The organism is Microbulbifer sp. SH-1, from assembly GCF_011326135.1.
Lineage (GTDB): Bacteria > Pseudomonadota > Gammaproteobacteria > Pseudomonadales > Cellvibrionaceae > Microbulbifer > Microbulbifer harenosus.
On record NZ_CP046948.1, the window covers coordinates 542,497 to 565,000 of the forward strand.

Annotated in this window: 22 protein-coding genes; 20 read left to right on the forward strand and 2 right to left on the reverse strand. The window is 59.1% G+C overall.

Translation table 11 applies throughout. From position 1 onward, the window contains the following. Position 1: 1 nt before the first annotated feature. A complete protein-coding gene (locus GNX18_RS02385) occupies positions 2-1,273 on the reverse strand; it encodes an HlyC/CorC family transporter (RefSeq protein WP_371808083.1) in 1,272 nt (423 codons plus the stop codon). Positions 1,274-1,342: 69 nt separating this feature from the next. After that, entirely contained in the window at positions 1,343-2,077 is a 735-nt protein-coding gene (locus tag GNX18_RS02390; RefSeq protein WP_240914173.1) for an inner membrane protein YpjD, read from the reverse strand. A 221-nt stretch (positions 2,078-2,298) separates the two neighbouring features. Between GNX18_RS02390 and ffh the strand changes: the two genes are divergently transcribed. From ffh to alaS, 20 genes are all read left to right on the forward strand, one after another. Next, positions 2,299-3,720, forward strand: a complete 1,422-nt coding sequence (gene ffh / locus GNX18_RS02395) for a signal recognition particle protein (protein ID WP_166215218.1) — start codon at positions 2,299-2,301, stop codon at positions 3,718-3,720. Positions 3,721-3,930: 210 nt separating this feature from the next. Beyond that, entirely contained in the window at positions 3,931-4,170 is a 240-nt protein-coding gene (gene rpsP, locus GNX18_RS02400) for a 30S ribosomal protein S16 (protein WP_138236542.1), read from the forward strand. 30 nt (positions 4,171-4,200) lie between these two features. Further along, a complete protein-coding gene (gene rimM / locus GNX18_RS02405; protein ID WP_166215220.1) occupies positions 4,201-4,761 on the forward strand; it encodes a ribosome maturation factor RimM in 561 nt (186 codons plus the stop codon). Further along, positions 4,761-5,528: a tRNA (guanosine(37)-N1)-methyltransferase TrmD gene (trmD, locus tag GNX18_RS02410; RefSeq protein WP_166215222.1), complete on the forward strand. Its 768-nt coding sequence runs from the start codon at positions 4,761-4,763 to the stop codon at positions 5,526-5,528. Before rimM ends, trmD begins: the two co-directional genes overlap by 1 nt. A 77-nt stretch (positions 5,529-5,605) precedes the next feature. Continuing rightward, positions 5,606-5,956, forward strand: coding sequence for a 50S ribosomal protein L19 (gene rplS / locus GNX18_RS02415; protein ID WP_166215224.1), 351 nt, complete (start codon positions 5,606-5,608; stop codon positions 5,954-5,956). A 224-nt stretch (positions 5,957-6,180) separates the two neighbouring features. After that, positions 6,181-6,930, forward strand: a complete 750-nt coding sequence (locus GNX18_RS02420) for a DsbC family protein (RefSeq protein ID WP_138236546.1) — start codon at positions 6,181-6,183, stop codon at positions 6,928-6,930. Between the two features lie 288 nt (positions 6,931-7,218). Continuing rightward, entirely contained in the window at positions 7,219-8,526 is a 1,308-nt protein-coding gene (locus tag GNX18_RS02425) for a homoserine dehydrogenase (protein WP_138236575.1), read from the forward strand. Positions 8,527-8,619: 93 nt separating this feature from the next. After that, complete coding sequence (thrC, locus tag GNX18_RS02430) at positions 8,620-10,011, forward strand: threonine synthase (protein ID WP_166215226.1); 1,392 nt, start codon at positions 8,620-8,622, stop codon at positions 10,009-10,011. An 88-nt stretch (positions 10,012-10,099) separates the two neighbouring features. Further along, positions 10,100-11,830 (forward strand): single-stranded-DNA-specific exonuclease RecJ, encoded by a 1,731-nt coding sequence (gene recJ, locus GNX18_RS02435; RefSeq protein ID WP_138236548.1) that lies wholly within the window; start codon positions 10,100-10,102, stop codon positions 11,828-11,830. Positions 11,831-11,902: 72 nt separating this feature from the next. Then, a complete protein-coding gene (locus GNX18_RS02440; protein ID WP_138236549.1) occupies positions 11,903-12,814 on the forward strand; it encodes a DMT family transporter in 912 nt (303 codons plus the stop codon). A gap of 26 nt (positions 12,815-12,840) precedes the next feature. After that, a complete protein-coding gene (locus GNX18_RS02445; protein WP_166215228.1) occupies positions 12,841-13,467 on the forward strand; it encodes a LysE family translocator in 627 nt (208 codons plus the stop codon). Positions 13,468-13,533: 66 nt separating this feature from the next. Beyond that, positions 13,534-14,049 (forward strand): hypothetical protein, encoded by a 516-nt coding sequence (locus GNX18_RS02450; protein WP_166215230.1) that lies wholly within the window; start codon positions 13,534-13,536, stop codon positions 14,047-14,049. Positions 14,050-14,077: 28 nt separating this feature from the next. Beyond that, entirely contained in the window at positions 14,078-14,590 is a 513-nt protein-coding gene (locus tag GNX18_RS02455) for a CinA family protein (RefSeq protein WP_138236552.1), read from the forward strand. 130 nt (positions 14,591-14,720) lie between these two features. Next, positions 14,721-15,755, forward strand: a complete 1,035-nt coding sequence (recA, locus tag GNX18_RS02460; protein WP_138236553.1) for a recombinase RecA — start codon at positions 14,721-14,723, stop codon at positions 15,753-15,755. Between the two features lie 8 nt (positions 15,756-15,763). Beyond that, complete coding sequence (locus tag GNX18_RS02465; RefSeq protein ID WP_240914338.1) at positions 15,764-16,342, forward strand: regulatory protein RecX; 579 nt, start codon at positions 15,764-15,766, stop codon at positions 16,340-16,342. A 146-nt stretch (positions 16,343-16,488) separates the two neighbouring features. After that, positions 16,489-17,985: a glycerol kinase GlpK gene (gene glpK, locus GNX18_RS02470; protein ID WP_138236554.1), complete on the forward strand. Its 1,497-nt coding sequence runs from the start codon at positions 16,489-16,491 to the stop codon at positions 17,983-17,985. 125 nt (positions 17,986-18,110) lie between these two features. Beyond that, positions 18,111-18,971 carry an alpha/beta hydrolase gene (locus GNX18_RS02475; RefSeq protein WP_138236555.1) on the forward strand — a complete coding sequence of 287 codons (861 nt, stop codon included), beginning with the start codon at positions 18,111-18,113 and terminating at the stop codon, positions 18,969-18,971. Between the two features lie 138 nt (positions 18,972-19,109). Then, a complete protein-coding gene (locus tag GNX18_RS02480; RefSeq protein ID WP_138236556.1) occupies positions 19,110-19,298 on the forward strand; it encodes a Trm112 family protein in 189 nt (62 codons plus the stop codon). Positions 19,299-19,335: 37 nt separating this feature from the next. After that, positions 19,336-19,698: a histidine triad nucleotide-binding protein gene (locus tag GNX18_RS02485; protein ID WP_138236557.1), complete on the forward strand. Its 363-nt coding sequence runs from the start codon at positions 19,336-19,338 to the stop codon at positions 19,696-19,698. A gap of 71 nt (positions 19,699-19,769) precedes the next feature. After that, complete coding sequence (gene alaS / locus GNX18_RS02490; RefSeq protein WP_166220300.1) at positions 19,770-22,382, forward strand: alanine--tRNA ligase; 2,613 nt, start codon at positions 19,770-19,772, stop codon at positions 22,380-22,382. Positions 22,383-22,504: the final 122 nt, after the last annotated feature.

Here is a 22,504-nt window from a genome sequence, read left to right on the forward strand (position 1 = left end):
GTCAGCCGTGGACTTTCCTGATTCGCGCGCTGGTGATCATCTTGTCTGACACTTCCACGATTTCTATCAGATAGTTTTGGATATACAGGCTGATATTGCCTTCCGGAATGCTTTCCAGATGCTCCATGATCAGGCCGTTGAAGGTTTTCGGCCCATCGGTGGGGAGGTTCCAGTGCAGGGTGCGGTTGATGTCGCGTATCGAAGTTCCGCCATCCACCAGGTACCAGCCATCCTCCTGCTCAACGATTTCCTCATCGTCACTGGGCACCGGGCTCGCGGTAAAGTCGCCGACAATCTCTTCCAGCAGGTCTTCCAGGGTCACAATCCCCATTACCTCGCCGTACTCGTCCACGACCAGCCCCATGCGCCGCTTCTTCTGCTGAAAATTCATCAGCAGTGTGGGTAGGGGAGTGGCCTCGGGTACGAAATAGGGTTCATCTAGGTGTGACTTCAGCGTTTCTGCCGTGAGAGTTTCCGGGCCGTCGCGCAGGATTTGTGCGGCGCGCCGCAAGTGCAGAATGCCCACCACATGATTGATATCCCCGCGGTATACCGGAAGACGGGTGTAACTGCTTTCCGCCAGCTGCTTCAGGATCAACTCGGCAGAGCTGTCGAGATCCAGGCCGATGACTTCGTTGCGGGGAATCATGATGTCTTCCACCGTGGCCTGATCCAGATCCAACACATTTAGCAGCATACCCTTGTGTTTTGTGGGCAGCAGCGCGCCGGATTCGAATACCACGGTGCGCAGTTCTTCCGGTGCCAGATGCTCGGCTTCGGACTCTTTGCCAGCTTCCACACCCACGAGCCGCGCCAGGCCGTTGGAAATACTGCCTACCAGCCACACGAAAGGTGCCATCAGCCACATCAGCGGGCGCAGCGCCAGGCTCGCAGGAAAGGCAACTTTCTCCGGGTGGAGGGCGGCGATGGTCTTCGGTGTCACCTCTGCGAAGATCAGGATGACGAGCGTGAGTGCCGCGGTAGCGTAGGCGACACCTGCCTCGCCGTAGAGGCGGGTGAACAGCACGGTGGTAATGGCGGTGGCGAGAATATTGACCAGGTTGTTGCCGATCAGGATCGCACCAATCAGCTTGTCCGGACGCGACAGCAGATCCACGGCGCGCTTGGCACCGCGATGGCCGCTCTTGGCCTGGTGGCGCAGGCGGTAGCGGTTCAACGCCATCATGCTGGTTTCAGAACTGGAAAAAAAAGCGGAAATAACTATCAGCAGGCCTATCAGCGCAAACAGTAGGCCGGGGGGCATCTCGTTCAAGGGGGAACTCTTTTTATGGAATCAGGGCGATATTGGAACAGTTTGCCAGTGCTCGCAAGTTTGCTGCGGTCAGTGTCGGGCGAAAATGACTTCCAGCGCCAGTTTGCTGCCAAAAAACGCCAGCATCAGCACCGCAAAGGCAGACAGTGTCCAGCGCACGGCGGTATTGCCGCGCCAGCCTTTTTGCCAGTGTCCCCACAGAAGAATGCTGTAGAGAATCCAGGCGAGAATAGACAGTGCGGTTTTATGCACCAGATGTTGTGCAAACAGGTCGTCGACAAACAGCGCGCCGGTCACCAGTGATGCGGTCAGCAGCATCTGGCCGAAGGCGATCAGCCCGAACAGTAGGCTTTCCATGGTCTGTAGCGGTGGCAACTGGCGACTGATACCCGACGGGCGGTGGTTATGCAGCTGCTGATTCAGCCAGTAAAGGTAAATCGCCTGAAGGGTGGCGAGGGTCAGCAGCGAGTAGGCAGAAATGGAAAACAGGGCGTGCGCGGCAATACCCGGGGAGATCTGCGCGCGCGGCGGCACCCCGCCCCAGGCGTGAACAGCGGCCATCTCTGTCAGGGCCGCTAGTGGGGCTATGGCGAGGATCAGCAGGTTGAGCCGGTGGCGCAGTGACAGGAAGAGAAGCAATACAGCCACCGAGCAGGTGATCAGGGATAGCACCGCTGCGAGATCGAAGCGAAACCCCTGGTCTGAAAGCAGGGTGAATTTCAGAGATACTGCATGGGCAATGATCGCGCAGGCGAACAGCCCCAGCAGCAGAGGCCGTCGGGAAGTGGAAGATGGGCGAGACAAGGACGCAACCGCTACAACGGTAGTGGCTATATAAAGTGCGATTGCTATCCAGTGGGCCAGAGCCGCCATCGGGGTAGATCCGTCGTCTTTTATCTTGAAGTTCCGGGCCAGCAGTGTGTCACAGCGCGCCTGTGCTGGAAAGCCCGGCTGGGCTATACTGCCGCGTTTTCGGGGACCGGTAGCACCCGGGCCATCAGGCTTTTACGATTTGAGAAGGTGATATGTTCGATAACCTGAGCGACCGTCTGTCGTCGGCACTGAAGAAAGTCACAGGCAAGGCACGCCTGACGGATGACAACATCCGCGACACCCTGCGGGAAGTGCGCAAGGCGCTGCTGGAGGCGGATGTGGCACTGCCGGTGGTCAAGGCCTTTGTGCAGCAGGTGCGCACCGCTGCGGTGGGGCAGCATGTCAGCAAGGCGCTGAACCCTGGGCAGCAGTTCGTCAAAATCGTGCAGGATGAGCTGGTCAAGGTCATGGGGGAGGCGGCCACACCGCTGAACCTCGCGGTTCAGCCTCCAGCTGTCATTCTGATGGCGGGCCTGCAGGGTGCGGGTAAAACGACCAGCGCGGCGAAGCTCGCCAAGTACCTGCAGGAGCGGGAAAAGAAAAAGGTGATGGTGGTCAGTGCGGACGTCTACCGCCCGGCAGCCATCAAGCAGCTGGAAACTCTCGCTGGTGAGGTCGGAGCCATTTTTTACCCCTCCGAACCGGACCAGAAGCCGTTGGATATCGCCCGCGGCGCGGTGACTGCCGCGCGCAAACAGTTTGCCGATGTGCTGATCGTGGATACCGCTGGTCGCCTGCATATCGATGAGCAGTTGATGGACGAGATCCGCGAGCTTCACGGCGAACTGACGCCGGCGGAAACCCTGTTCGTAATCGACGCCATGATTGGTCAAGACGCGGTGAACACCGCCAGTGCGTTCAACGATGCGCTGCCGCTGACGGGGGTTGTGTTGACCAAGGCCGATGGTGACGCCCGCGGCGGCGCCGCGCTTTCGGTGCGTCACGTTACCGGCAAGCCGATCAAGTTTATCGGTGTCGGCGAAAAGACCGATGCGTTGGAAACCTTCCATCCCGACCGTATTGCATCGCGTATTCTCGGCATGGGCGACATTCTCTCCCTGATCGAGCAGGCCGAGCAGAAGATCGACCGCAGCAAGGCGGAGAAGCTGGTCAAGAAGGTGCAAAAGGGCAAGGGCTTTGACCTGGAAGACCTGCGCGACCAGTTGCAGCAGATGCAGAACATGGGTGGTCTCGGCGCGCTGATGGACAAACTCCCCGGCATGGGAGGGCTCGCTCAGGCAGCGCAACAGGCGGATATGGGCAAGGAGTTCCGCCGTATGGATGCCATTATCGGATCCATGACCCCGGAGGAGCGTCGCAACCCGGATATACTGACCGGTTCCCGCAAGCGCCGCATCACCGCAGGCTCCGGCACCCAGATTCAGGATCTCAATCGCTTGCTCAAACAGCATAAGCAGATGGGCAAAATGATGAAGAAGCTGAAAGGTGGCGGCATGAGCAAAATGATGCGCGGTCTCGGCGGTTTGCCGGGGTTGGGCGGCGGTGCAGGCGGAGTAGGTGGTGGTTTGGGCGGAATGGGCGGCGGCCTGCCGCCGGGTTTCCGCAAGAAGTAAGCGCAGTATCGGCGCTTGGCGGCGGGTTTATTCGCGCTATACAAACCGGGATCGGTACATTAGAATACGCCGCCTTTCAGCTGGCCCTTGGCCGCTGAACATTGATTTAGTAACAGAATTTTGCTCCGGCAAAATCTGCAATACCGCCGTGAGGCGGAATGTTCCGGTCACCCTGGTGACTGGTTGGTGTTGAAACTACAGGATAGCTACATGGTAACCATTCGTTTGGCTCGTGGCGGTGCGAAGAAGCGCCCTTTTTATCACCTGACTGTGACTGACAGCCGCAATTCCCGCGACGGTCGTTTCATCGAACGTGTTGGTTTCTTCAACCCGGTTGCCCGCGGTCAGGAAGAGCGTCTGCGCGTTGACCGCGAGCGCGTTGAATTCTGGGTGGGTCAGGGCGCTCAGCTGTCTGACCGCGTCAGCAAGCTGCTGAAAGAAGCCGCCTGATATCTCTCCTGACTGGCTGTAACCGGGGGTATGTCCGTGGCTGAGCGTTCGCTAGTAAACGAAGATCTGGTCACTGTTGGGCGTATCACCGCGGTCTACGGTGTGCGCGGCTGGGTGAAGGTGCACTCCTATACCGAGCCGATGGAGAATATTCTGCAGTTTTCCGGCTGGTGGCTGCAGGCTCCCTGTGAGGGAGGTAAGGCGAGCTGGCAACCTCTTGAGATCGACGACGGCAAGCGCCACGGCAAAGGCCTGATCGTACATATCAAGGGTGTGGATGATCGCGACATCGCGGCCACCTTCTGCCAGCGGGATATCGCGGTTGACGGCAGTGAAATGCCGCAACTGGATGACGGTGAGTACTACTGGCATCAACTGCAGGGGCTGCAGGTGATCAGTCAGTTCGAAGGTCGCGAATACCGCTTCGGTGAGGTGGTGCGGCTGATGGAAACCGGTGCCAACGACGTGATGGTGGTCCGCGGTGGTGAAGATGGGCGCGAGCGCCTGATTCCCTATCTGCCCGGCCAATTCATTACGCAGGTTGACCTCGACGCTGGACAGATGATCGTCGACTGGGATCCCGAGTTCTGATGGCGGCCAGGCGCATTGCTGTGGTGAGTATCTTTCCGGAGATGTTTGCTGCACTGACCGATTACGGCATCAGCGGCCGTGCGGTAAAAGATGGTCTGCTGGAGGTACGCTGCTGGAATCCGAGGGATTTCACCAGCGACAGACACCGCACCGTAGATGATCGGCCCTATGGCGGCGGTCCCGGCATGGTCATGCTGGCAGAGCCGCTGTCGCAGGCGCTCCGCGAGGCGCGCAGCTGGGCGGAAGAGACCGGCACTGCGCGCTCGATCTATCTGTCCCCTCAGGGGCGGCAGTTGGATCAAGGCGGGGTGGAGCACCTCGCACAATCCGGCAACCTTGTGTTGCTGGCGGGTCGTTACGAGGGCGTCGATGAGCGTATCGTCGAGTCCTGGATCGACGAGGAGTGGTCCATTGGCGACTACGTGCTCAGTGGCGGTGAGCTTGCGGCCATGGTGATGGTGGATGCCATCACGCGGCTGATTCCCGGAGCCCTTGGGCATAACCAGTCCGCGGTGGAGGATTCCTTTGCCCAGGGCTTGCTGGACTGCCCGCATTACACTCGCCCTGAAGATTATCAGGGCAGTCGGGTTCCGGAGGTTCTGCTTTCCGGGAACCACGAAAGAATACGCCGCTGGCGTCTCAAGCAGGCCTTGGGGCGCACGCAACAGCGCCGGCCAGACCTGTTGGAAAAGCTGGCGCTTACCCCGGAACAGAGGCAACTGCTGGATGAATTCCTGCAGGAGTCTTCGGTCGGGGGCGAGAATTAATATCGGATTCGCCGTGAGGCGAGAGTAATTCGGTGATCTAGCCGTGAGGCTACACAAACCCTTTTGGAGGCTTCCAAATGACCAACAAAATCATCCAGCAGCTGGAGCAAGAGCAGCTGAAAACCGAACTGCCTGAGTTCGCCCCCGGCGACACCGTAGTGGTGCAGGTAAAGGTAAAAGAAGGTAACCGCGAGCGCCTGCAGGCGTTTGAAGGCGTGGTGATCGGCAAGCGCAACCGCGGCCTGAACTCCTCCTTCACTGTGCGTAAAATCTCCCATGGTGTTGGCGTTGAGCGTACCTTTCAGACGCACAGCCCGCTGGTAGAGAGCATTGCTGTGAAGCGTCGCGGTGACGTTCGCCAGGCCAAGCTGTACTACCTGCGCAGCCTGACTGGTAAAGCCGCTCGTATCAAAGAGAAGCTCAACTGAGTCTTTCTTATGCAAAAAAACCGGAGCTTGTCTCCGGTTTTTTTATTTTGGGGTCAGGTCCTGGCAAAGTGTTCCCCTAGTGCGACCGGGGTTGTGGAACCGCAGGTCAGTCTGTAGTAAAACGCGTCCTGGTGGTCCGTATACTGGAGACAGGTGCCATACTGGCGGGAACTGGTGTCCGCATTCGCGGTCAGAACAACGAATAATCTGGAGCAAACCGAATCATGACCTTTCTTGCCAAACCGCTGACGGCGCTTGTTGCCGCAACCTCCCTTTTGCTCGGGCAGGTTGCCTTTGCCGCGGTGGACGACGCTGTCGCCAAGCAGATCAAGGCCAAGCTTTCCGCTGGAAATCCCAATGCCACGTTCGGGGATGTGCGTGAAAGCCCGCTGTCAGGGCTGTACGAAGTGGAAGTGAATGGCGGGAATGTCCTGTTTGTGTCCAAAGATGGTGGGCATTTCATTGCCGGCGACCTGTTTGAGGTCGGCGCCGAGCAGGTGGTCAACCTGTCCGAGCAGCGTCGCGGTCGCCACCGTGCGGAAGTGATGGACCAGCAGGATCTCAAGGACATGATCGTGTTCTCTCCCAAGGGCGAGACCAAGGCGCACATCTATGTATTCACCGACGTAGACTGTGGTTACTGCCGCAAGCTGCACGACGATGTGCCAGAACTGAATCGCCGCGGAATCGAGGTGCGCTACCTGGCTTTTCCCCGCGCCGGGCTCAACTCCGTGGGATACCGTAAAATTGCCACTGCCTGGTGTGCGGATGACCCTAACAAGACGCTCACCGACCTGAAAAGTCGCAAGGACGTTCCGCTCAAGGTGTGCAACAACAACCCGGTTGCTGCGCAGTACAAGCTGGGCAACGAAGTCATTGACGTGCGCGGCACGCCCACCATTGTGATGGAAGACGGTACTGTGGTGCCTGGGTATCTGCCGCCGGATACTCTCGTCAAGGCGCTGGGTATCTGACCCGGTCACACAGATGTATGCGAGGCCGGCAATAGCCGGCCTCGCTGTATCTGGAGTAAGCGAGTTGCAGGTGGGCGTGTCGGTATCCGGCGCGGCGGTTGTAATTTGATCGCCTCGCGCAATTTAATTGACAATTTCACCCGGATCTCAGTAAGGTTGTCGACCTTTTTTTGATTTATACGCCAGTTATTGCGCAGTGTTCCAGTGAGTCATGCGCGGAGGGAAGTTGTGAGCGCATTTGCCGACGAAGCTATCAAGGTATCGGAAAAATCCTTAACTGCGGGCGCACTGCCCCCAGTGCGTATTGGTATCTGTGGTCTTGGGACCGTGGGTAGCGGTACGGTCAATGTCATGGCGCGCAATTGCGACGAAATCGCCGCCCGTTGTGGCCGCAGGATTGATATCGTCCAGATCGGTGCCCGCCGCGACAACCCCAATTGCGATACCAGCCACCTGAACGTAACCCGCGAAATTTTCGATGTGGCGAATAACCCCGATGTGGATGTGGTGGTGGAGCTGATCGGTGGAACCACGGTGGCCAGAGAGCTGGTGTTGACGGCTATTGCCAATGGCAAGCACGTGGTTACCGCCAATAAGGCGTTGATCGCCGAGCACGGCAACGAACTGTTTGCCGCCGCGGCGGAGCAGGGTGTGACCATTGCTTACGAAGCCGCAGTTGCCGGCGGTATCCCGATCATCAAGTCCTTGCGAGAAGGGCTCGTCGGCAACCGCATCCAGTGGTTGGCGGGGATCATCAATGGTACCGGCAACTACATTTTGACGGAGATGCGCGAGAAGGGCCGCAGCTTTGCTGAGGCGCTCTCGCAGGCGCAGGCGCTTGGTTATGCCGAGGCCGATCCTACCTTTGATGTTGAGGGCATAGATGCCGCGCACAAGCTGGTGATTATGGCGTCGCTGGCGTTTGGTATGCCGCTGGCGTTCGACAAGGTATACACCGAGGGTATCAGTGGTGTGGCGCGGGAGGATATCCAGTATGCCGATGAGCTGGGCTATCGCATCAAGCACTTGGGTATTGCCCGACGTACAGAAGACGGTGTCGAGCTTCGGGTGCACCCGACCCTGATCCCCCAGCGTCGCTTGATTGCCAACGTCAATGGCGTGATGAACGCGGTACTGGTCTCTGGCGATGCGGTGGGGCCGACCCTGTATTACGGCGCCGGCGCCGGTGCCGAAGCCACCGCTTCCGCGGTGATTGCCGATATCGTGGATGTGGCGCGGACGCTCAATGTGCGTCCGGATCAGCGGGTGCCGCTGGCCGGTGTAACTCAAGACAGTCAGGGCAATCTGGATGACGTGCTGCCCATGGGCGACACCGTCACCAGCTATTACATGCGCATTTTCGCCCACGACAAGCCGGGTGTAATGTCGCAAGTGGCGAAGATCTGCAGTGACCAGGGCATCAGTATCGAGGCGCTGATCCAGCACGAGCCGGCGGAAGACGAAGAGCTGGTACCGGTTGTGCTGCTCACCAGTCGCGCCCGCGAGTCCCAGCTGCAGGAGGCGGTCAACCAGATCGAGGCTCTGAGCACAATTCAGGCGCCGGTGGTCCGCATTCGGGTTGAATCCCTCGGCTAATTGCACTTAGAAGGACGGCAGGCGCTCAAGGCCTGCCGAACCCGTTTTAATCAAAACCCATCTATTTCCGAATCCAATCGAACAGAATACACCGTGAAATTCATCAGTACCCGCGGCCGCGCGCCGTCTCTCAGCTTCGCCGACACTGTACTCACCGGACTCGCCAGCGATGGCGGCCTGTATGTCCCGGAAAATCTGCCCAAGTTCAGCCAGCAGGAAATCGCCGATATGGCGGGCCTGGATTACCGCGAGCTGGCCTTTCGCATCATGTGGCCGTTTGTTGCCGAGGACCTGAGCGAAGATGAAATGCGCGGTATTATCGAGCGCGCCTATACCAGTTTCCGCCACGCGGCCGTTGCACCATTGGTGCAAACCGGCCACAACGAGTGGGTGATGGAGCTGTTTCAGGGGCCGACACTGGCGTTCAAGGATTTTGCCCTGCAATTCCTCGGTCAGTTGTTCGATCTGTTGCTGAAAAAGCGTGGCGAAAAAGTGGTGGTGCTGGGCGCGACCTCCGGTGATACCGGCTCGGCCGCCATCGAGGGCTGTCGCCACTGCGAGAACATCGACATTTTTATCATGCATCCGCACAACCGGGTGTCGGAGGTGCAGCGCAAGCAGATGACCACCGTGGTGTCAGACAACGTCTTTAATATTGCGCTCGAAGGCAATTTTGACGACTGTCAGAACATGGTGAAAGCCAGCTTTGCGGATCAGTCGTTCCTGCCGGACGGGCGCCGTCTTGTCGCGGTGAACTCGATCAACTGGGCGCGGATCATGGCCCAGATCGTGTACTATTTTCACGCGGCACTGAGCCTCGGCGGCCCCCACCGCGCGGTTAATTTCTCCGTGCCCACAGGCAACTTTGGCGACATTTTTGCCGGTTATCTGGCTCGCGGTATGGGGCTACCGATCAATCAGCTGGTGATCGCCACCAACGCCAACGATATTCTGCACCGTTGTATCAGCGCCAACGACCACTCGCCGCAGCCGCTGGTACACAGCCTGTCGCCGAGCATGGACATCATGGTATCCAGCAACTTCGAGCGCCTGTTGTTCGACCTCTACGATCGCAATGGTCCCGCCGTTGCCGAGCTGCTGGCGGACCGCAGCGCGCCAATGAAGCTCGACGAGCGGGTGCTCGCCAAAGCGCGCGGCCTGTTTTCGTCCGAACGGGTGGGCGACGAGCGCACCGTGCAGGTGATACGCGAGGTGTTCGAGTCCACCGGATATCTGCTGGATCCGCACACCGCTATTGGTATGGAGGCCGCGCGCCGCGCGCGCAAGTCTTCCGCCGAGCCCATGGTCTGCCTGGCCACGGCGCACCCGGCCAAATTTGCCGAAGCAGTGGACAAAGCGCTGCCGGGCACCAGTGTGCCACTGCCACACCATATGCAGGACCTGTTGCAGCGCGAAGAGCGGTTGCAAGTCCTGCCAAACGACCTTTCCGCGGTACACGATTTCATCTCCCGCGCATTGACCTGAATCCGGGTTGAGTCGCGCCCGTGGGGCGGTAGAATGGCGTTTTGCCGGTTTGGCCGGCAGCGACAGGATTCGGATACAAGCGGACGCGATGAACGCCATTATTCAGAGACGGCCAGTGGATTTGTCCACTGGCCGTTTTACTTCCTCCACACCGGAGATTCTTCAGCGGGTACTGTTGGCGCGCGGGGTTGACAGCGACCAGGCTCTCGACCACCAGCTTGCCCGGCTGCACAGTCCTGAATCCATGCGCGGGGTGGATGCTGCGGTCTCGCTGTTAACGGAAGCCGTGCGTCAGCAGCACAAGATCCTGATCGTTGGCGACTTCGATGCGGATGGCGCCACCAGCAGCACCCTGGCGGTGCTGGCGCTGGGAGCGCTCGGCGCCGGTCCGGTGGATTTTCTGGTGCCGAATCGCTTCGAATTTGGCTATGGCCTCACGCCTGAGATCGTCCAGGTCGCGCGTGAGTATCAGCCGGATCTGCTGATCACTGTCGACAACGGCATCAGCAGCATCGATGGCGTGGCCGCTGCCAGGGCTGCGGGTCTTAAAGTCATCGTAACCGATCACCACTTGCCCGGCAGTGAATTGCCGGACGCGGATGCCATTGTTAATCCCAATCAGCCGGGTTGTGACTTCCCCAGTAAGAATCTTGCGGGGGTAGGGGTGATCTTCTATTTGCTGAGCCGACTGAAAAGCGCACTGCAGGCATCAGGCTGGTTTGAGGAATGCGGTATTCCCGCGCCCAATATGGCCGAATATCTGGACCTGGTGGCGCTCGGCACGGTGGCGGACCTGGTGCCGCTGGATCACAACAACCGGGTGCTTGTGCACCAGGGAATCGCGCGGATGCGTGCCGGTCGCTGCCGCGTGGGAATCCGGGCGTTAATGGAGGTTGCGGGTCGCGAGATTTCCCGGCTTTCGACTACGGACATAGGGTTCATTCTCGGTCCGCGGATCAATGCCGCCGGGCGCCTTGATGACATCAGCACCGGAATCCGCTGTCTGCTCACTCATGACCCCGAAGAGGCGCGCGAACTTGCGGTGGAGCTGGACGGCCTGAACCGGGATCGCAAGTCCATCGAGGCCGGTATGCAGCGGGAGGCCATGGCGGCACTGGAGCAGTTGCAGCTGGCGAATGACGAATTGCCGTGGAGCCTGTGTCTGTATGACGCCGCTTGGCACCAGGGCGTGGTGGGTATTCTCGCCAGCCGCATCAAGGAAAAATTCCATCGCCCGGTGATCGCCTTCGCCGACGGCGACAACGGTCTGGTAAAGGGCTCGGCGCGCTCGATACCCGGGTTGCATATCCGCGACGCCCTGAGCGATGTGGCTGCCGCCCACCCGCAATTGATCAGTAAGTTCGGCGGACACGCGATGGCCGCCGGGCTCAGTTTGCCGGCGGGCAATCTGCCGGCCTTTACCGCGGCGTTCGAGCATGCCGTACGCAACCGGCTCACGCTTGCGCAGCTGCAGGCCGTGATCGAGACTGATGGCGAACTGCGCGCTGACGAGTTCACCATGGAGACTGCTGCGATGCTGCGCGCATGCGCGCCCTGGGGGCAGGGTTTCCCGGAGCCCGAGTTCGATGGTGAGTTTGTACTGCAGCAGCAACGGATTGTCGGTGAGCGCCATCTGAAAATGGTGGTGGCGCCGGCGGCCGCGCCGCGACAGTCGTTGGACGCTATCGCTTTCAATATCGACACGGATTTCTGGCCGGCTCCTGTGGAAAAGGTGCAGCTGGCGTTCAAGCTGGATATCAATGAGTTCCGTGGTCGGCAGTCATTGCAGTTGCTGGTGAGTCATATCATTCCGCGGTGACGCGTTTTTACGAATCAAATTTTTCTTTTTCGCGACGGAGGCCGAGAGGTCTCTGCTCGCCAGGTGGGCGGTATGAAGCAAAAGCAGGCGAAGGCTGAAGTGTTGTTGCTGCTGGCAGCATTGTTCTGGGGCGTGGCGTTTGTTCCCCAGAAAATAGCCATGGCGCATATCGAGCCGCTGGCGTTCAACGCGTGGCGTTTCTTTCTCGGCGGCCTGTTGCTGATCCCGATCGTTTACTGGTTGTCTTCCCGGCGGGACCTGAACCCACAGGAAGCAGCGGGCGCGATCATCCATCACCGTTGGCGCAAATGTCTGCCTGGTGGCGCGATACTCGGCTTTTGGTTGTTTCTCGGCGCGGCGCTGCAGCAGGCGAGCCTGGTCTATACCACCGCCGGTCGCGCGGGCTTCATCAGTGGTTTTTACCTGCTGCTGGTGCCGATTATCGGCCTGTCCCTCGGTCATAAAACCAACCGCTGGACCTGGGGCGGCGTTGCCCTGGCGTTGCTCGGTCTCTACTGGTTGGCGGATTTTTCCGAGCAGGCGCAGCTCATCGGCGACTTGATGGTGTTTGCCAGTGCCTTCGTGTTTGCGATTCAGGTGTTGTCCGCAGACTATCTGGTGCACCGGTACGATGCCTTGCGTCTGGCGGCGATCCAGTTCCTGGTGTGCGGAGTGTTGTCGGCAGTGGCGTCATTCGTCGTAGAGCAGCCGACCTTGCAGGCGGCGTGGCACGCGGCCTGGCCGATTGCCTACATGATGGTGTTTTCCACCGCGATCGCATTTACGTTTCAACTGCTCGGGCAGCGCAATGCGGCGCCGTCTCACGCCACGGTCATTATGAGTCTCGAATCGGTGTTCGCCGTTGCCGCCGGTTGGTTGTTCCTGAATGAGTTGTTAAGCGCGAAAGAGCTGATCGGTTGCGGGTTGATGCTGGCCGGCATGTTCGTCAGCCATTACGGCAACCACAGTGTCGCGCACCACTGAATGTTCGATTGCATCTGGATGTTGTTATGCTCGATTGGTCTGTTCTGGCGCTGTTTGTACCGACATTTTTCTTTGTCTCTATCACCCCGGGTATGTGTATGACCCTGGCGCTGACCATGGGGATGACGTACGGGGTGCGCCGCACGCTGTGGATGATGCTGGGGGAGCTGTGTGGGGTGGCAACGGTGGCTATCGCGGCGGTACTCGGGATTGCCGCGTTCATGCTGAAGTACCCCACCGCGTTCCAGGTGTTCAAATATTGCGGCGCGGCCTATCTCGCTTATCTCGGTGTGCAGATGTGGCGTGCCCGTGGACGCATGCTACTGGTGGAGCCGAGCACGCAAGGCATGCCGATGATGTCTGTGTTTTCGATGATGACCCAGGGGTTTGTTACTGCTGTGGCGAACCCCAAAGGTTGGGCATTCTTTATCGCGCTGCTGCCGCCGTTTATTCAGCAGGACAGGGCTCTGTTGCCGCAGATGAGTGTCCTGTTGGCGATTATCCTGCTTCTGGAACTCGTGTGCCTGCTGATCTATGCCAGTGGCGGCCGAACCTTGAGTCGGCTGCTGCGCCGGGGCGAGAATGTGCGCCTGATGAATCGAATGGCGGGAACCTTGATGTTGGGCGTGGGCGTTTGGCTCGCGCTAAGCTGACAGGGGCGGCACACGGTTTTGCACCGTGTCCGTCAGCCAGAGACCGGAAAAGCAGAGGAGCAGACAATGGACTTCAGAAAGTGGATGGTGGCGATAGCGGCTCTTGCGGTGCTGGCGCTCGCAGGCTGTGGTGATCGCGACACCAAATCGGTTGACCCGAGGAATGCGGGAGGCGACACGATGTCGACAGAATCGGAGGACAGCGAAAGCGGCGCGGCGCCCTCTGCACCGGAAGCACAACAGGGTACCGGTCCTCAGGGGCAGGTGACAGACACCCTGTGGGTGATGGAGTCGCGCGGTACCAAACAGTGTGAAGGTGGCGGTCTGACTGTGGAGCAGAGTCGCGGTAAGCTGGCAGATGGCGGCATTCAGGTGGTTGAATCCCGCTGCGGGGTGCGCACGGATCGCATGTACCCGTCGGTGTGTGGTGGTGCCACCGGTGACATTCTGCTGCATCGTATTCCCACAGCTATGCTGGATGCGGCTCTGGAGCTGGGCTTCGATCCGGTGGGCAATGTAGCCTATCAGTTCTCCAGTTGCGCGCCGAAGCAGGGATCAGGGTCTGGCGCCAGCGATATCTGATGCACTGCGACTGATCAGGAGGGGTAAATTGGTCGATCTCGATATTCAAGGCCTGGCGGAGACGCTGGGTAGTGAGCTGCAGAGGCTGAAGTGGCGGGTGACGTCAGCTGAGTCCTGCACTGGGGGCGGCATTGCCGCCGCCATTACGTCGGTTGCGGGGGCATCTGCCTGGTTTGATGGCGCCGTGGTCTCTTATGCAGACCGTATCAAGCGGGATTTTCTCGGCGTGGACCAACAGGACCTGGATCGGTTTGGCGCTGTCAGTGAGCCGGTGGTGCGACAGATGGCGGTGGGTGTACTGAACCGACTGGATGCCAACATTGCGGTCGCGGTCAGTGGCATTGCCGGACCGGACGGCGGCAGCGATGAGAAACCCGTGGGTACCGTCTGGATTGCATGGGCGCACGGCGTGGGGCAGGAACCGCTACAGGCGGATGCGCGCTGCATGCACTTTCATGGCACGCGTGCCGAGATTCAGGCGCAGACGGTGGCCGAGGCGCTGCGCGGTCTGCTGTCGATTGCCGAGTCCCACCGCAAGTAATTCCTCCGTTCGAACTCCCGGTAGATTTTGCCGACCGGGAACCGCTGATTCCAGATTACTGGTTGCTTATACAGTAATTTTTCTCTAAGCTCCCTCCCAATAACCAATCTTCACGTACACGGGAAAGGTCATGGATTCCAACAAAGACAAGGCATTACAGGCGGCGCTGTCTCAGATCGAGCGCCAGTTTGGCAAGGGCACCGTCATGCGCATGGGGGAGAAAGGGCGCGAGCGTATTCCCGCCATTTCCACCGGCTCACTGGGGTTGGATGTGGCTCTCGGTATTGGCGGTCTGCCCCGCGGCCGTATTGTCGAGATCTATGGCCCGGAGTCTTCCGGTAAAACAACCCTGACCCTGCAGGTGATTGCCGAGGCCCAGCGCAAGGGCGGTACCTGTGCCTTCGTGGATGCGGAACACGCGCTCGACCCGATTTACGCGGAGAAGCTCGGCGTCAATGTGGATGAGCTGATCGTCTCCCAGCCGGACACCGGCGAACAGGCGCTGGAAGTGGCGGACATGCTGGTGCGTTCCGGTGCGGTGGACGTGCTGGTTGTGGACTCCGTGGCGGCGCTGACCCCGCGTGCGGAAATCGAAGGTGAAATGGGTGACTCCCACGTCGGCCTGCAGGCGCGCCTGATGTCCCAGGCACTGCGCAAACTGACCGGCAATATCAAGAACACCAACACCCTGTGTATCTTCATCAACCAGATCCGTATGAAGATCGGCGTGATGTTCGGCTCTCCGGAGACCACCACCGGGGGGAATGCGCTCAAGTTCTACTCTTCTGTGCGTCTGGATATCCGCCGCATCGGCTCGGTGAAAGATGGCGAGGAAGTGGTCGGTAATGAGACCCGCGTCAAAGTGGTCAAGAACAAGGTGGCGCCACCGTTCAAGCAGACCGAATTTCAGATCATGTATGGTGAGGGTATCAACCTGCTGGGTGAAATCGTCGACTATGGCGTGAAGCATGGTCTAGTGGACAAGGCTGGTGCTTGGTACAGCTACAAGGGCGACAAGATCGGTCAAGGCAAGGCTAATGCGGTCAAGTTTCTGCGAGAAAACGCAGATATCCGCAACGACATCGAGTCCCAGCTGCGTGCGTTGCTACTGGGTGATGCTGGTGCCGGCGCTGCCCAACCGGCAGTGGAAGCTGCGGAAGACTGACTTTGTCTGTGCCAGGATACGTTTCCGGCGGCCCCGAAGGTGGGCTGTCGGAGACTGCTTTCTCTACCAGTCCTACAGCTGCGGTGGATTCCACCGAATTCTTTCAGGCGCTGTTCACCAGCGCACTCGATCTCCTCTCCCGCCGCGAGCACTCCTGTCAGGAGCTGCGCCAGAAACTTCGTTCCAAGTACCCTGATGGGGATTTCGAGGCTACGTTCGACAGGGTGCTAGTGCGTTTGCAGGAGCTTAATTACCAGTCCGACAAACGCTTTGCGGAAGTATTCTGTCGCTCCCGTGTACAGCGGGGGCAGGGGCCGTTGCGCATCCGCCAGGAACTGCAGCTGCGGGGGGTGGAATCCGCGCTGGTGCAGGGCGCCATGGATCAGATGCAGGAGGAGGTCGATTGGTACCAGCTCGCACTGGACCTGCTGCAGCGTAAGTTCCACCGCCCCATAGACTCTGCGGCAACCCGGGAAGAACAGATGAAAGAGCGCGCCCGCCGACAGCGTTACCTCGCCTACCGGGGCTTTTTTTCCGATGCAATCCAGTTTGCGCTGGCCGAGTTAGACGCCGGGCGAAGCCAGTAGCAAAGTTGATTGCGGGCAGTGTGGCTCCTGAGTGGTAAACATCTGGGCTGCCCCAGGGCTGTTTACAGCGTATATACTGCCCGGGTGAGCAACAGCACCCACCCCGGTGGGTCGACCGGCTGTAGAATAACCAGAAGCGAGCCGCGATGATCCTCTCTCTCGACCAGGGTACGACCGGTACCACCGCCTTTATTTTCGATGCTGACGGCCAGCTGCGTGGTCGCAGCTATTCTGAATTCCCCCAGTACTACCCTCGTCCTGGCTGGGTTGAGCACGATGCTGAGGAGATCTGGCAGGTGACACTCAAGGTGAGTGCTGCCGCCCTGCAGCGTGCCGGAATTGCCGCCACAGACCTGACCGCCATGGGAATCACCAATCAGCGCGAAACTACGGTTCTCTGGGATCGGAAGACCGGTGAGCCCGTACATCGCGCCATTGTCTGGCAATGCCGTCGTTCTGCGGGTATCTGCACAGAACTTAAGCAGGCCGGTGCCGAAGCCATGGTGCGGGCGCGTACGGGACTACTGCTTGATGCCTATTTTTCCGCCAGTAAATTGAGCTGGATTTTCCGTCGATTTCCTGAACTCCATCACCGTGCAAGAGCCGGAGAACTCTGTTTTGGTACCGTGGACAGCTGGCTGATCTGGCGCCTGACTGGCGGCCGGGCGCACCTTACCGATCACACCAATGCCAGCCGGACCTTGCTCTACAATCTCGATCGCCGTCAGTGGGATGAGGATCTGTTGGGCCTGTTCGACTGTCCAGGCTCGATTCTCCCTGATATCGCGCCCTCTGCCGGTATCTTCGCGCGGACTGCGGCGGATGCTTTCCTCGGTGCCGAGGTGCCTATCGCCGGTGTCGCCGGCGACCAACAGGCCGCCCTGTTCGGGCAGGGCTGTATCCAGCCCGGCAGTCTTAAGAATACCTACGGTACTGGGTGCTTTATGCTCGCCAGTGCGGGGAAGCGCCGGCCGCTGGTACCGGAAGGTCTACTGACAACGATTGCCTGTGACCGCTCTGGGCAACCGCAATTTGCCATTGAGGGCTCGGTGTTTAATGCTGGCGCTGCGGTGCAGTGGCTGCGGGATGATCTGGGTATCATTCAAAGAGCGGCGGATACGGAGTCAATTGCGCAGACAATTCCTGACACGCGTGGTGTTTATCTGGTACCTGCATTCAGTGGTCTCGGCGCCCCTCATTGGGATGCAGCAGCGCGCGGGTCAATTTTTGGCCTGACCCGTGGGGCCGGGCGCGCGGAACTGGTGCGGGCAACGCTTGAGTCCATTGCCTATCAGAGTCATGAGCTGGCGAACCTGATGGCGCAGGCGTTAGGCGTGGAACTGCGATGTCTGCGGGTAGACGGTGGCGCCAGTGCTAACAACTTTCTGATGCAGTTCCAGTCGGATATTTCCCGCTTGCGGGTCGAACGGCCGCGTCAGATTGAGTCCACCGCGGTGGGGGCTGCGCTTCTTGCGGGGATCGGTGTCGGTATCTGGGAAAGTGAACGCTTTCCCGAATCCCTGCAGGATATCGAGCAGGATTTCCTGCCCCAGATGGGCGAACTTCAGCGCCGCGCCTTACTTGATGGTTGGGGGCGGGCGGTGGCGGCCTGTCGCAGTTATCGCGCAGATGGACGCGAATGATGAGATGACATCAACCAATAGGGAGTGCTCGGCCTGTGGTGCGGTCGGCACAAAGCCCTTTTCGGAAATACTTCGATAACATCGAAGTGGCAGTATCCGTACATAAGCATAAGAAAAGGAGTGCCATGTATTTCGAATCCAGAGAAATCCGGTTGCACTACCGGCGATGGTGGGTGGAATGCGCGCTGGGTGTCGTAGTCGTTTCCCACGGTCTCGGTGAACACAGTGGTCGCTATCGACGGTTGGCGGGCGAGTTGAACGCCCGAGGCTATAGCGTGTATGTCCTGGATCACTACGGGCACGGGCAGTCTCCAGGCCGCCGCGGAGATGTTGGCGATTTTTTCGACTATTCTCGGGATCTGTGTCGATTTGTCCGCCTGGTAAGGCATGAAAACCCGGGATTATCGCTTCATCTGCTGGGCCACAGTATGGGTGGGGTGATTGCCTGTGCGAGTGTGGTATACCCGATGGACGACTGCGCCGTTGAGAGTCTTGTGCTTTCGGCGCCCGCATTCGTCGGGGCTAACGAACCGAGTGGCGTTGAGTTCGGGTTACTGAAACTGTTGGGTCATATATGCCCGGGGCTGCCACTGTCAAATCGCCTGCAGACCCAGTGGATCAGTCGCGATCCCGACATTGTTGAGGCCTACCGCGGCGACGAGCTCGTGCACGGAAGGATAACCCCGCGGTGGTATGCGGGTTACCGACGGGTGCGGGAGCAGCTGCTGGCGCAACCCGAAGCGCTAAAGATCCCCTGCCTGCTGCTGTTGCCTGAGCAGGATATGCTGGTCGATGTATCTGCCAGTCACCGCTGGTTCAATGGCCTGTCGGGCAGTGTGCATCGACTTTGCCGCTTTCCCGGTGCCTACCACGAGATTTTTAACGAACCGGAAGATGGTGATAAAGCCCTGGATCTGTTGGTTGGCCACCTCAATGCGCTCTCCCGGTCCCCCTCTCCAGCCCTGCGCGATGCAGTCAGCCCTTGAGGCCGGCTGTAATCCCGCGATTTCTGTTACTGCAATTCCTCCGACGGCCGGTGAAAACCCCCGAAAAGCGTTGTACCATACGCGGTCATTTTTGACCTGAGGCCCGGTCATCCCGGGCTTCGGGCCTGCGCAGAGTGAATCATGGACAAGAAACTGTTGAGTCTGCTGGTCTGTCCCGTCAGCAAGGCACCGCTTGAATATCGTGAAGAAACCCAGGAACTGGTGTGCAAAGCCAGTGGTCTTGCCTACCCGATCCGGGACGGCATCCCGGTCATGCTGGAGACGGAAGCCCGTCAGCTGACAACGGACGAAAAGCTGGAAAAGTAAATCCGCAGCGAATACGGCCTTACCAGGGAGGTGGAAAATGGCGGAAAGTAGTGTGTTCACCCGGATCATGGCCGGGGAGCTACCGGCTCGGCGGCTATACGACGATGATCAATGTATCGTCATAGAAGATCGCTCACCTCAGGCGCCGACACACCTTCTGATCATTCCCCGCAAGCCGCTGGTCAGTCTCGCGGAGGCGCAGGTAGAAGACGCGCCGTTGTTGGGGCACCTGATGTGGGTGGCCGCTGAAATGGCACGGCGCCTCAAACTGGACGATGGTTTCCGCCTGGTGGTCAACAACGGCCGCGGCGCGGGGCAGACCGTGTTTCACCTGCACATCCATTTGTTGGCTCAACGCAAGATGCCTGAAGCTGGGCTGGCCGACGGTCTGCAGGGCTGAGCAGAGATTTCGAAGAATGGTACCGATCGCCGGTACCGATGTTTACTACTGACGATGTGGAAATTGGCTGGATGAAGAGCGCACAGATACGCGAAGCATTTCTCAACTATTTTGCCGAGCAGGGGCACACCCGTGTGGCGTCCAGCTCTCTGGTACCGGGCAATGACCCGACCCTGCTGTTCACCAATGCCGGCATGGTGCAGTTCAAGGATACATTCCTCGGGCAGGATCCGCGCCCCTATGTGCGGGCGACCAGCTCGCAGCGCTGTGTGCGCGCCGGCGGCAAACACAATGATCTGGAAAACGTCGGCTATACCGCGCGCCATCACACCTTTTTCGAAATGCTGGGCAATTTCAGCTTCGGTGACTACTTCAAGCGTGAAGCGATTCAGTTTGCCTGGGAATTTCTGACCAAGGTGCTGAATCTCCCGGAAGAGCGCCTGTGGGTTACCGTTCACATTAGCGACGATGAAGCTGCTGATATCTGGCTGAAAGAAGTTGGGGTCAGCGCGGACAGATTCTCCCGTCTGGATGAAGACAACTTCTGGCAGATGGGCGACACCGGTCCCTGTGGTCCCAGTTCAGAAATTTTTTACGATCACGGTGAGGATGTTCCCGGTGGCCCGCCCGGTTCGGAAAATGACGATCTGGATCGGTATATCGAGATATGGAACCTGGTATTCATGCAGTTCGAGCGTTCCGCCGACGGTGAACTGCACCCGCTGCCCAAGCCTTCCGTAGATACTGGTATGGGCCTCGAACGTATCGCCGCAGTCATGCAGGGAGTGCATTCGAATTATGAAATTGACCTGTTCCAGGCCTTGTTGAAGGCGGCTGGAGAGATCGTCGGTTGTACCGATACCGAAGAAAAGTCCCTGCGCGTGATTGCCGACCACATCCGCTCCTGCTCTTTCCTGATTGCTGACGGTGTCATGCCGTCCAATGAGGGGCGCGGGTTTGTTTTGCGCCGCATTATTCGCCGCGCGATCCGCCACGGTCACAAACTCGGCCACAACGAGATTTTCTTCTACAAGCTGGTGCCGGCGCTGGTGCAGGAAATGGGGGAGGCCTATCCCGAACTGCGTGAAAAGCAGTCCATCATCGAGAACGCTCTGCGTAAAGAAGAAGAGCAGTTTGCTAAAACGCTCGACAAAGGACTGGCGCTGCTGGATGAGGCTCTGGAGACGCTCGAAGGTACCGAAGTGCCGGGTGACCTCGTTTTCACTTTGCATGATACCTACGGTTTCCCGACAGATCTGACGCAGGATATTGCCCGTGAGCGCGGCCTGACTCTGGATATGGCCGGTTACGAAACCGCCATGGAAGCGCAGCGTCAGCGCGCTCGCGCGGCGGGCAAATTCAAGCAGGACTATACCGGCAGTTTGAATATCGAAGGTACAACAGAGTTCCTCGGGTACAGCGGCACTTCTGCAGTTGGTAAAGTTCTGGCCATTGTCAAAGATGGCGAGCAGGTTGAGCGCCTGGAGGAGGGCGAATCGGGAGCCGTGGTTCTGGATCGCACGCCGTTTTACGCGGAGTCTGGCGGCCAAGTCGGCGACAGTGGTTACCTGCAGGGAGCGTCTGGTCGTTTCGAGGTTTCCGATTGCACCAAGCTGGGTGGCCACCACCTGCATCACGGCAAACTCCTGTCCGGAAGCATTGTGGTAGGTGACGAGGTTGAAGCCGATGTAGCGGCAGAGGTGCGCCAGTCCACCGCACTCAACCACTCGGCTACTCACCTGCTTCACGCCGCCTTGCGTAAAGTGCTTGGTGAGCATGTCACCCAGAAAGGTTCGCTGGTGGATTCCGAACGCTTGCGTTTCGATTTTTCTCATCCCGAAGCTGTGACTACCAAGCAACTGCGTGCGATTGAGGCGCTGGTCAATAGCCAAATCCGCGCGAACACACCGGTAGAGACTGAAGAAACCGATATCGAAAGCGCTAAAGCGAAAGGAGCCATGGCGCTATTCGGTGAAAAGTACGGGGATACCGTTCGCGTTCTGTCCATGGGTGAACACAGTAATTCCGGAACCTTCTCTGTGGAGCTTTGCGGTGGCACCCACGTAAAGCGCACCGGTGACATCGGTTTGCTGCGCATCGTGGGGGAGAGCGGTATTGCATCCGGACAGCGACGTATCGAAGCTGTTACCGGCGCGCATGCGCTCGCTCTTTTTGACCAGGCCCAGCAGCGACTGGATCACACGGCGGCGCTGCTGAAAGCCCGACCGGAAAATCTGGCGGAGAAGGTGGAGCAGCTGCTGGCTAACAATCGCAAGCTGGAAAAAGAGCTGGCGCAATTGAAAACCAAGCTTGCCAGCGGTGCTGGCGGCGACCTCAGCAGTGAAGTGGTTGAAGTTGCTGGTGTGAAACTGCTGGCGACCTCTATCGAAGGTGCGGATGCGAAGTCCCTGAGGGACCTGGCGGATCAGCTGAGAAGCAAATTGGGCAGCGGAGTGTTGCTGCTGGCTGCGCCAGGTGAAGGCAAGGTTGCGCTGGTTGCCGCGGTAACCAAGGACCTGACCGGTCGATTGGCGGCTGGCGATCTGATGCGTTTTGCCGCTGGTGAGCTGGGCGGCAAGGGCGGTGGTCGCCCGGATATGGCGCAGGGCGGCGGTGTGAATGTCGACGCACTGCCGGCACTGCTCGAAGCAGTGCCAGAGTGGGTGAAAGACAATATCAAGTGAAACCAATCAGCCGATTATATCGGCGATCCGGGAATCGCAAGCTTCGCTTCAGCACTAATTGCGTCGTTGCAGTTGATTTGCCTCGGGTTTGGTGATTAAGTGCGCGACACGCGCGATTTGGG

Bases quoted from the DNA above. Each gene is read 5' to 3' on its own strand.
- ffh (WP_166215218.1), top strand. From the start codon at position 2,299: ATGTTCGATAACCTGAGCGACCGTCTGTCGTCGGCACTGAAGAAAGTC.
- rpsP (WP_138236542.1), top strand. From the start codon at position 3,931: ATGGTAACCATTCGTTTGGCTCGTGGCGGTGCGAAGAAGCGCCCTTTT.
- rimM (WP_166215220.1), top strand. From the start codon at position 4,201: ATGTCCGTGGCTGAGCGTTCGCTAGTAAACGAAGATCTGGTCACTGTT.
- trmD (WP_166215222.1), top strand. From the start codon at position 4,761: ATGGCGGCCAGGCGCATTGCTGTGGTGAGTATCTTTCCGGAGATGTTT.
- rplS (WP_166215224.1), top strand. From the start codon at position 5,606: ATGACCAACAAAATCATCCAGCAGCTGGAGCAAGAGCAGCTGAAAACC.
- GNX18_RS02420 (WP_138236546.1), top strand. From the start codon at position 6,181: ATGACCTTTCTTGCCAAACCGCTGACGGCGCTTGTTGCCGCAACCTCC.
- recJ (WP_138236548.1), top strand. From the start codon at position 10,100: ATGAACGCCATTATTCAGAGACGGCCAGTGGATTTGTCCACTGGCCGT.
- GNX18_RS02440 (WP_138236549.1), top strand. From the start codon at position 11,903: ATGAAGCAAAAGCAGGCGAAGGCTGAAGTGTTGTTGCTGCTGGCAGCA.
- GNX18_RS02445 (WP_166215228.1), top strand. From the start codon at position 12,841: ATGCTCGATTGGTCTGTTCTGGCGCTGTTTGTACCGACATTTTTCTTT.
- GNX18_RS02450 (WP_166215230.1), top strand. From the start codon at position 13,534: ATGGACTTCAGAAAGTGGATGGTGGCGATAGCGGCTCTTGCGGTGCTG.
- recA (WP_138236553.1), top strand. From the start codon at position 14,721: ATGGATTCCAACAAAGACAAGGCATTACAGGCGGCGCTGTCTCAGATC.
- glpK (WP_138236554.1), top strand. From the start codon at position 16,489: ATGATCCTCTCTCTCGACCAGGGTACGACCGGTACCACCGCCTTTATT.
- GNX18_RS02475 (WP_138236555.1), top strand. From the start codon at position 18,111: ATGTATTTCGAATCCAGAGAAATCCGGTTGCACTACCGGCGATGGTGG.
- GNX18_RS02485 (WP_138236557.1), top strand. From the start codon at position 19,336: ATGGCGGAAAGTAGTGTGTTCACCCGGATCATGGCCGGGGAGCTACCG.
- alaS (WP_166220300.1), top strand. From the start codon at position 19,770: ATGAAGAGCGCACAGATACGCGAAGCATTTCTCAACTATTTTGCCGAG.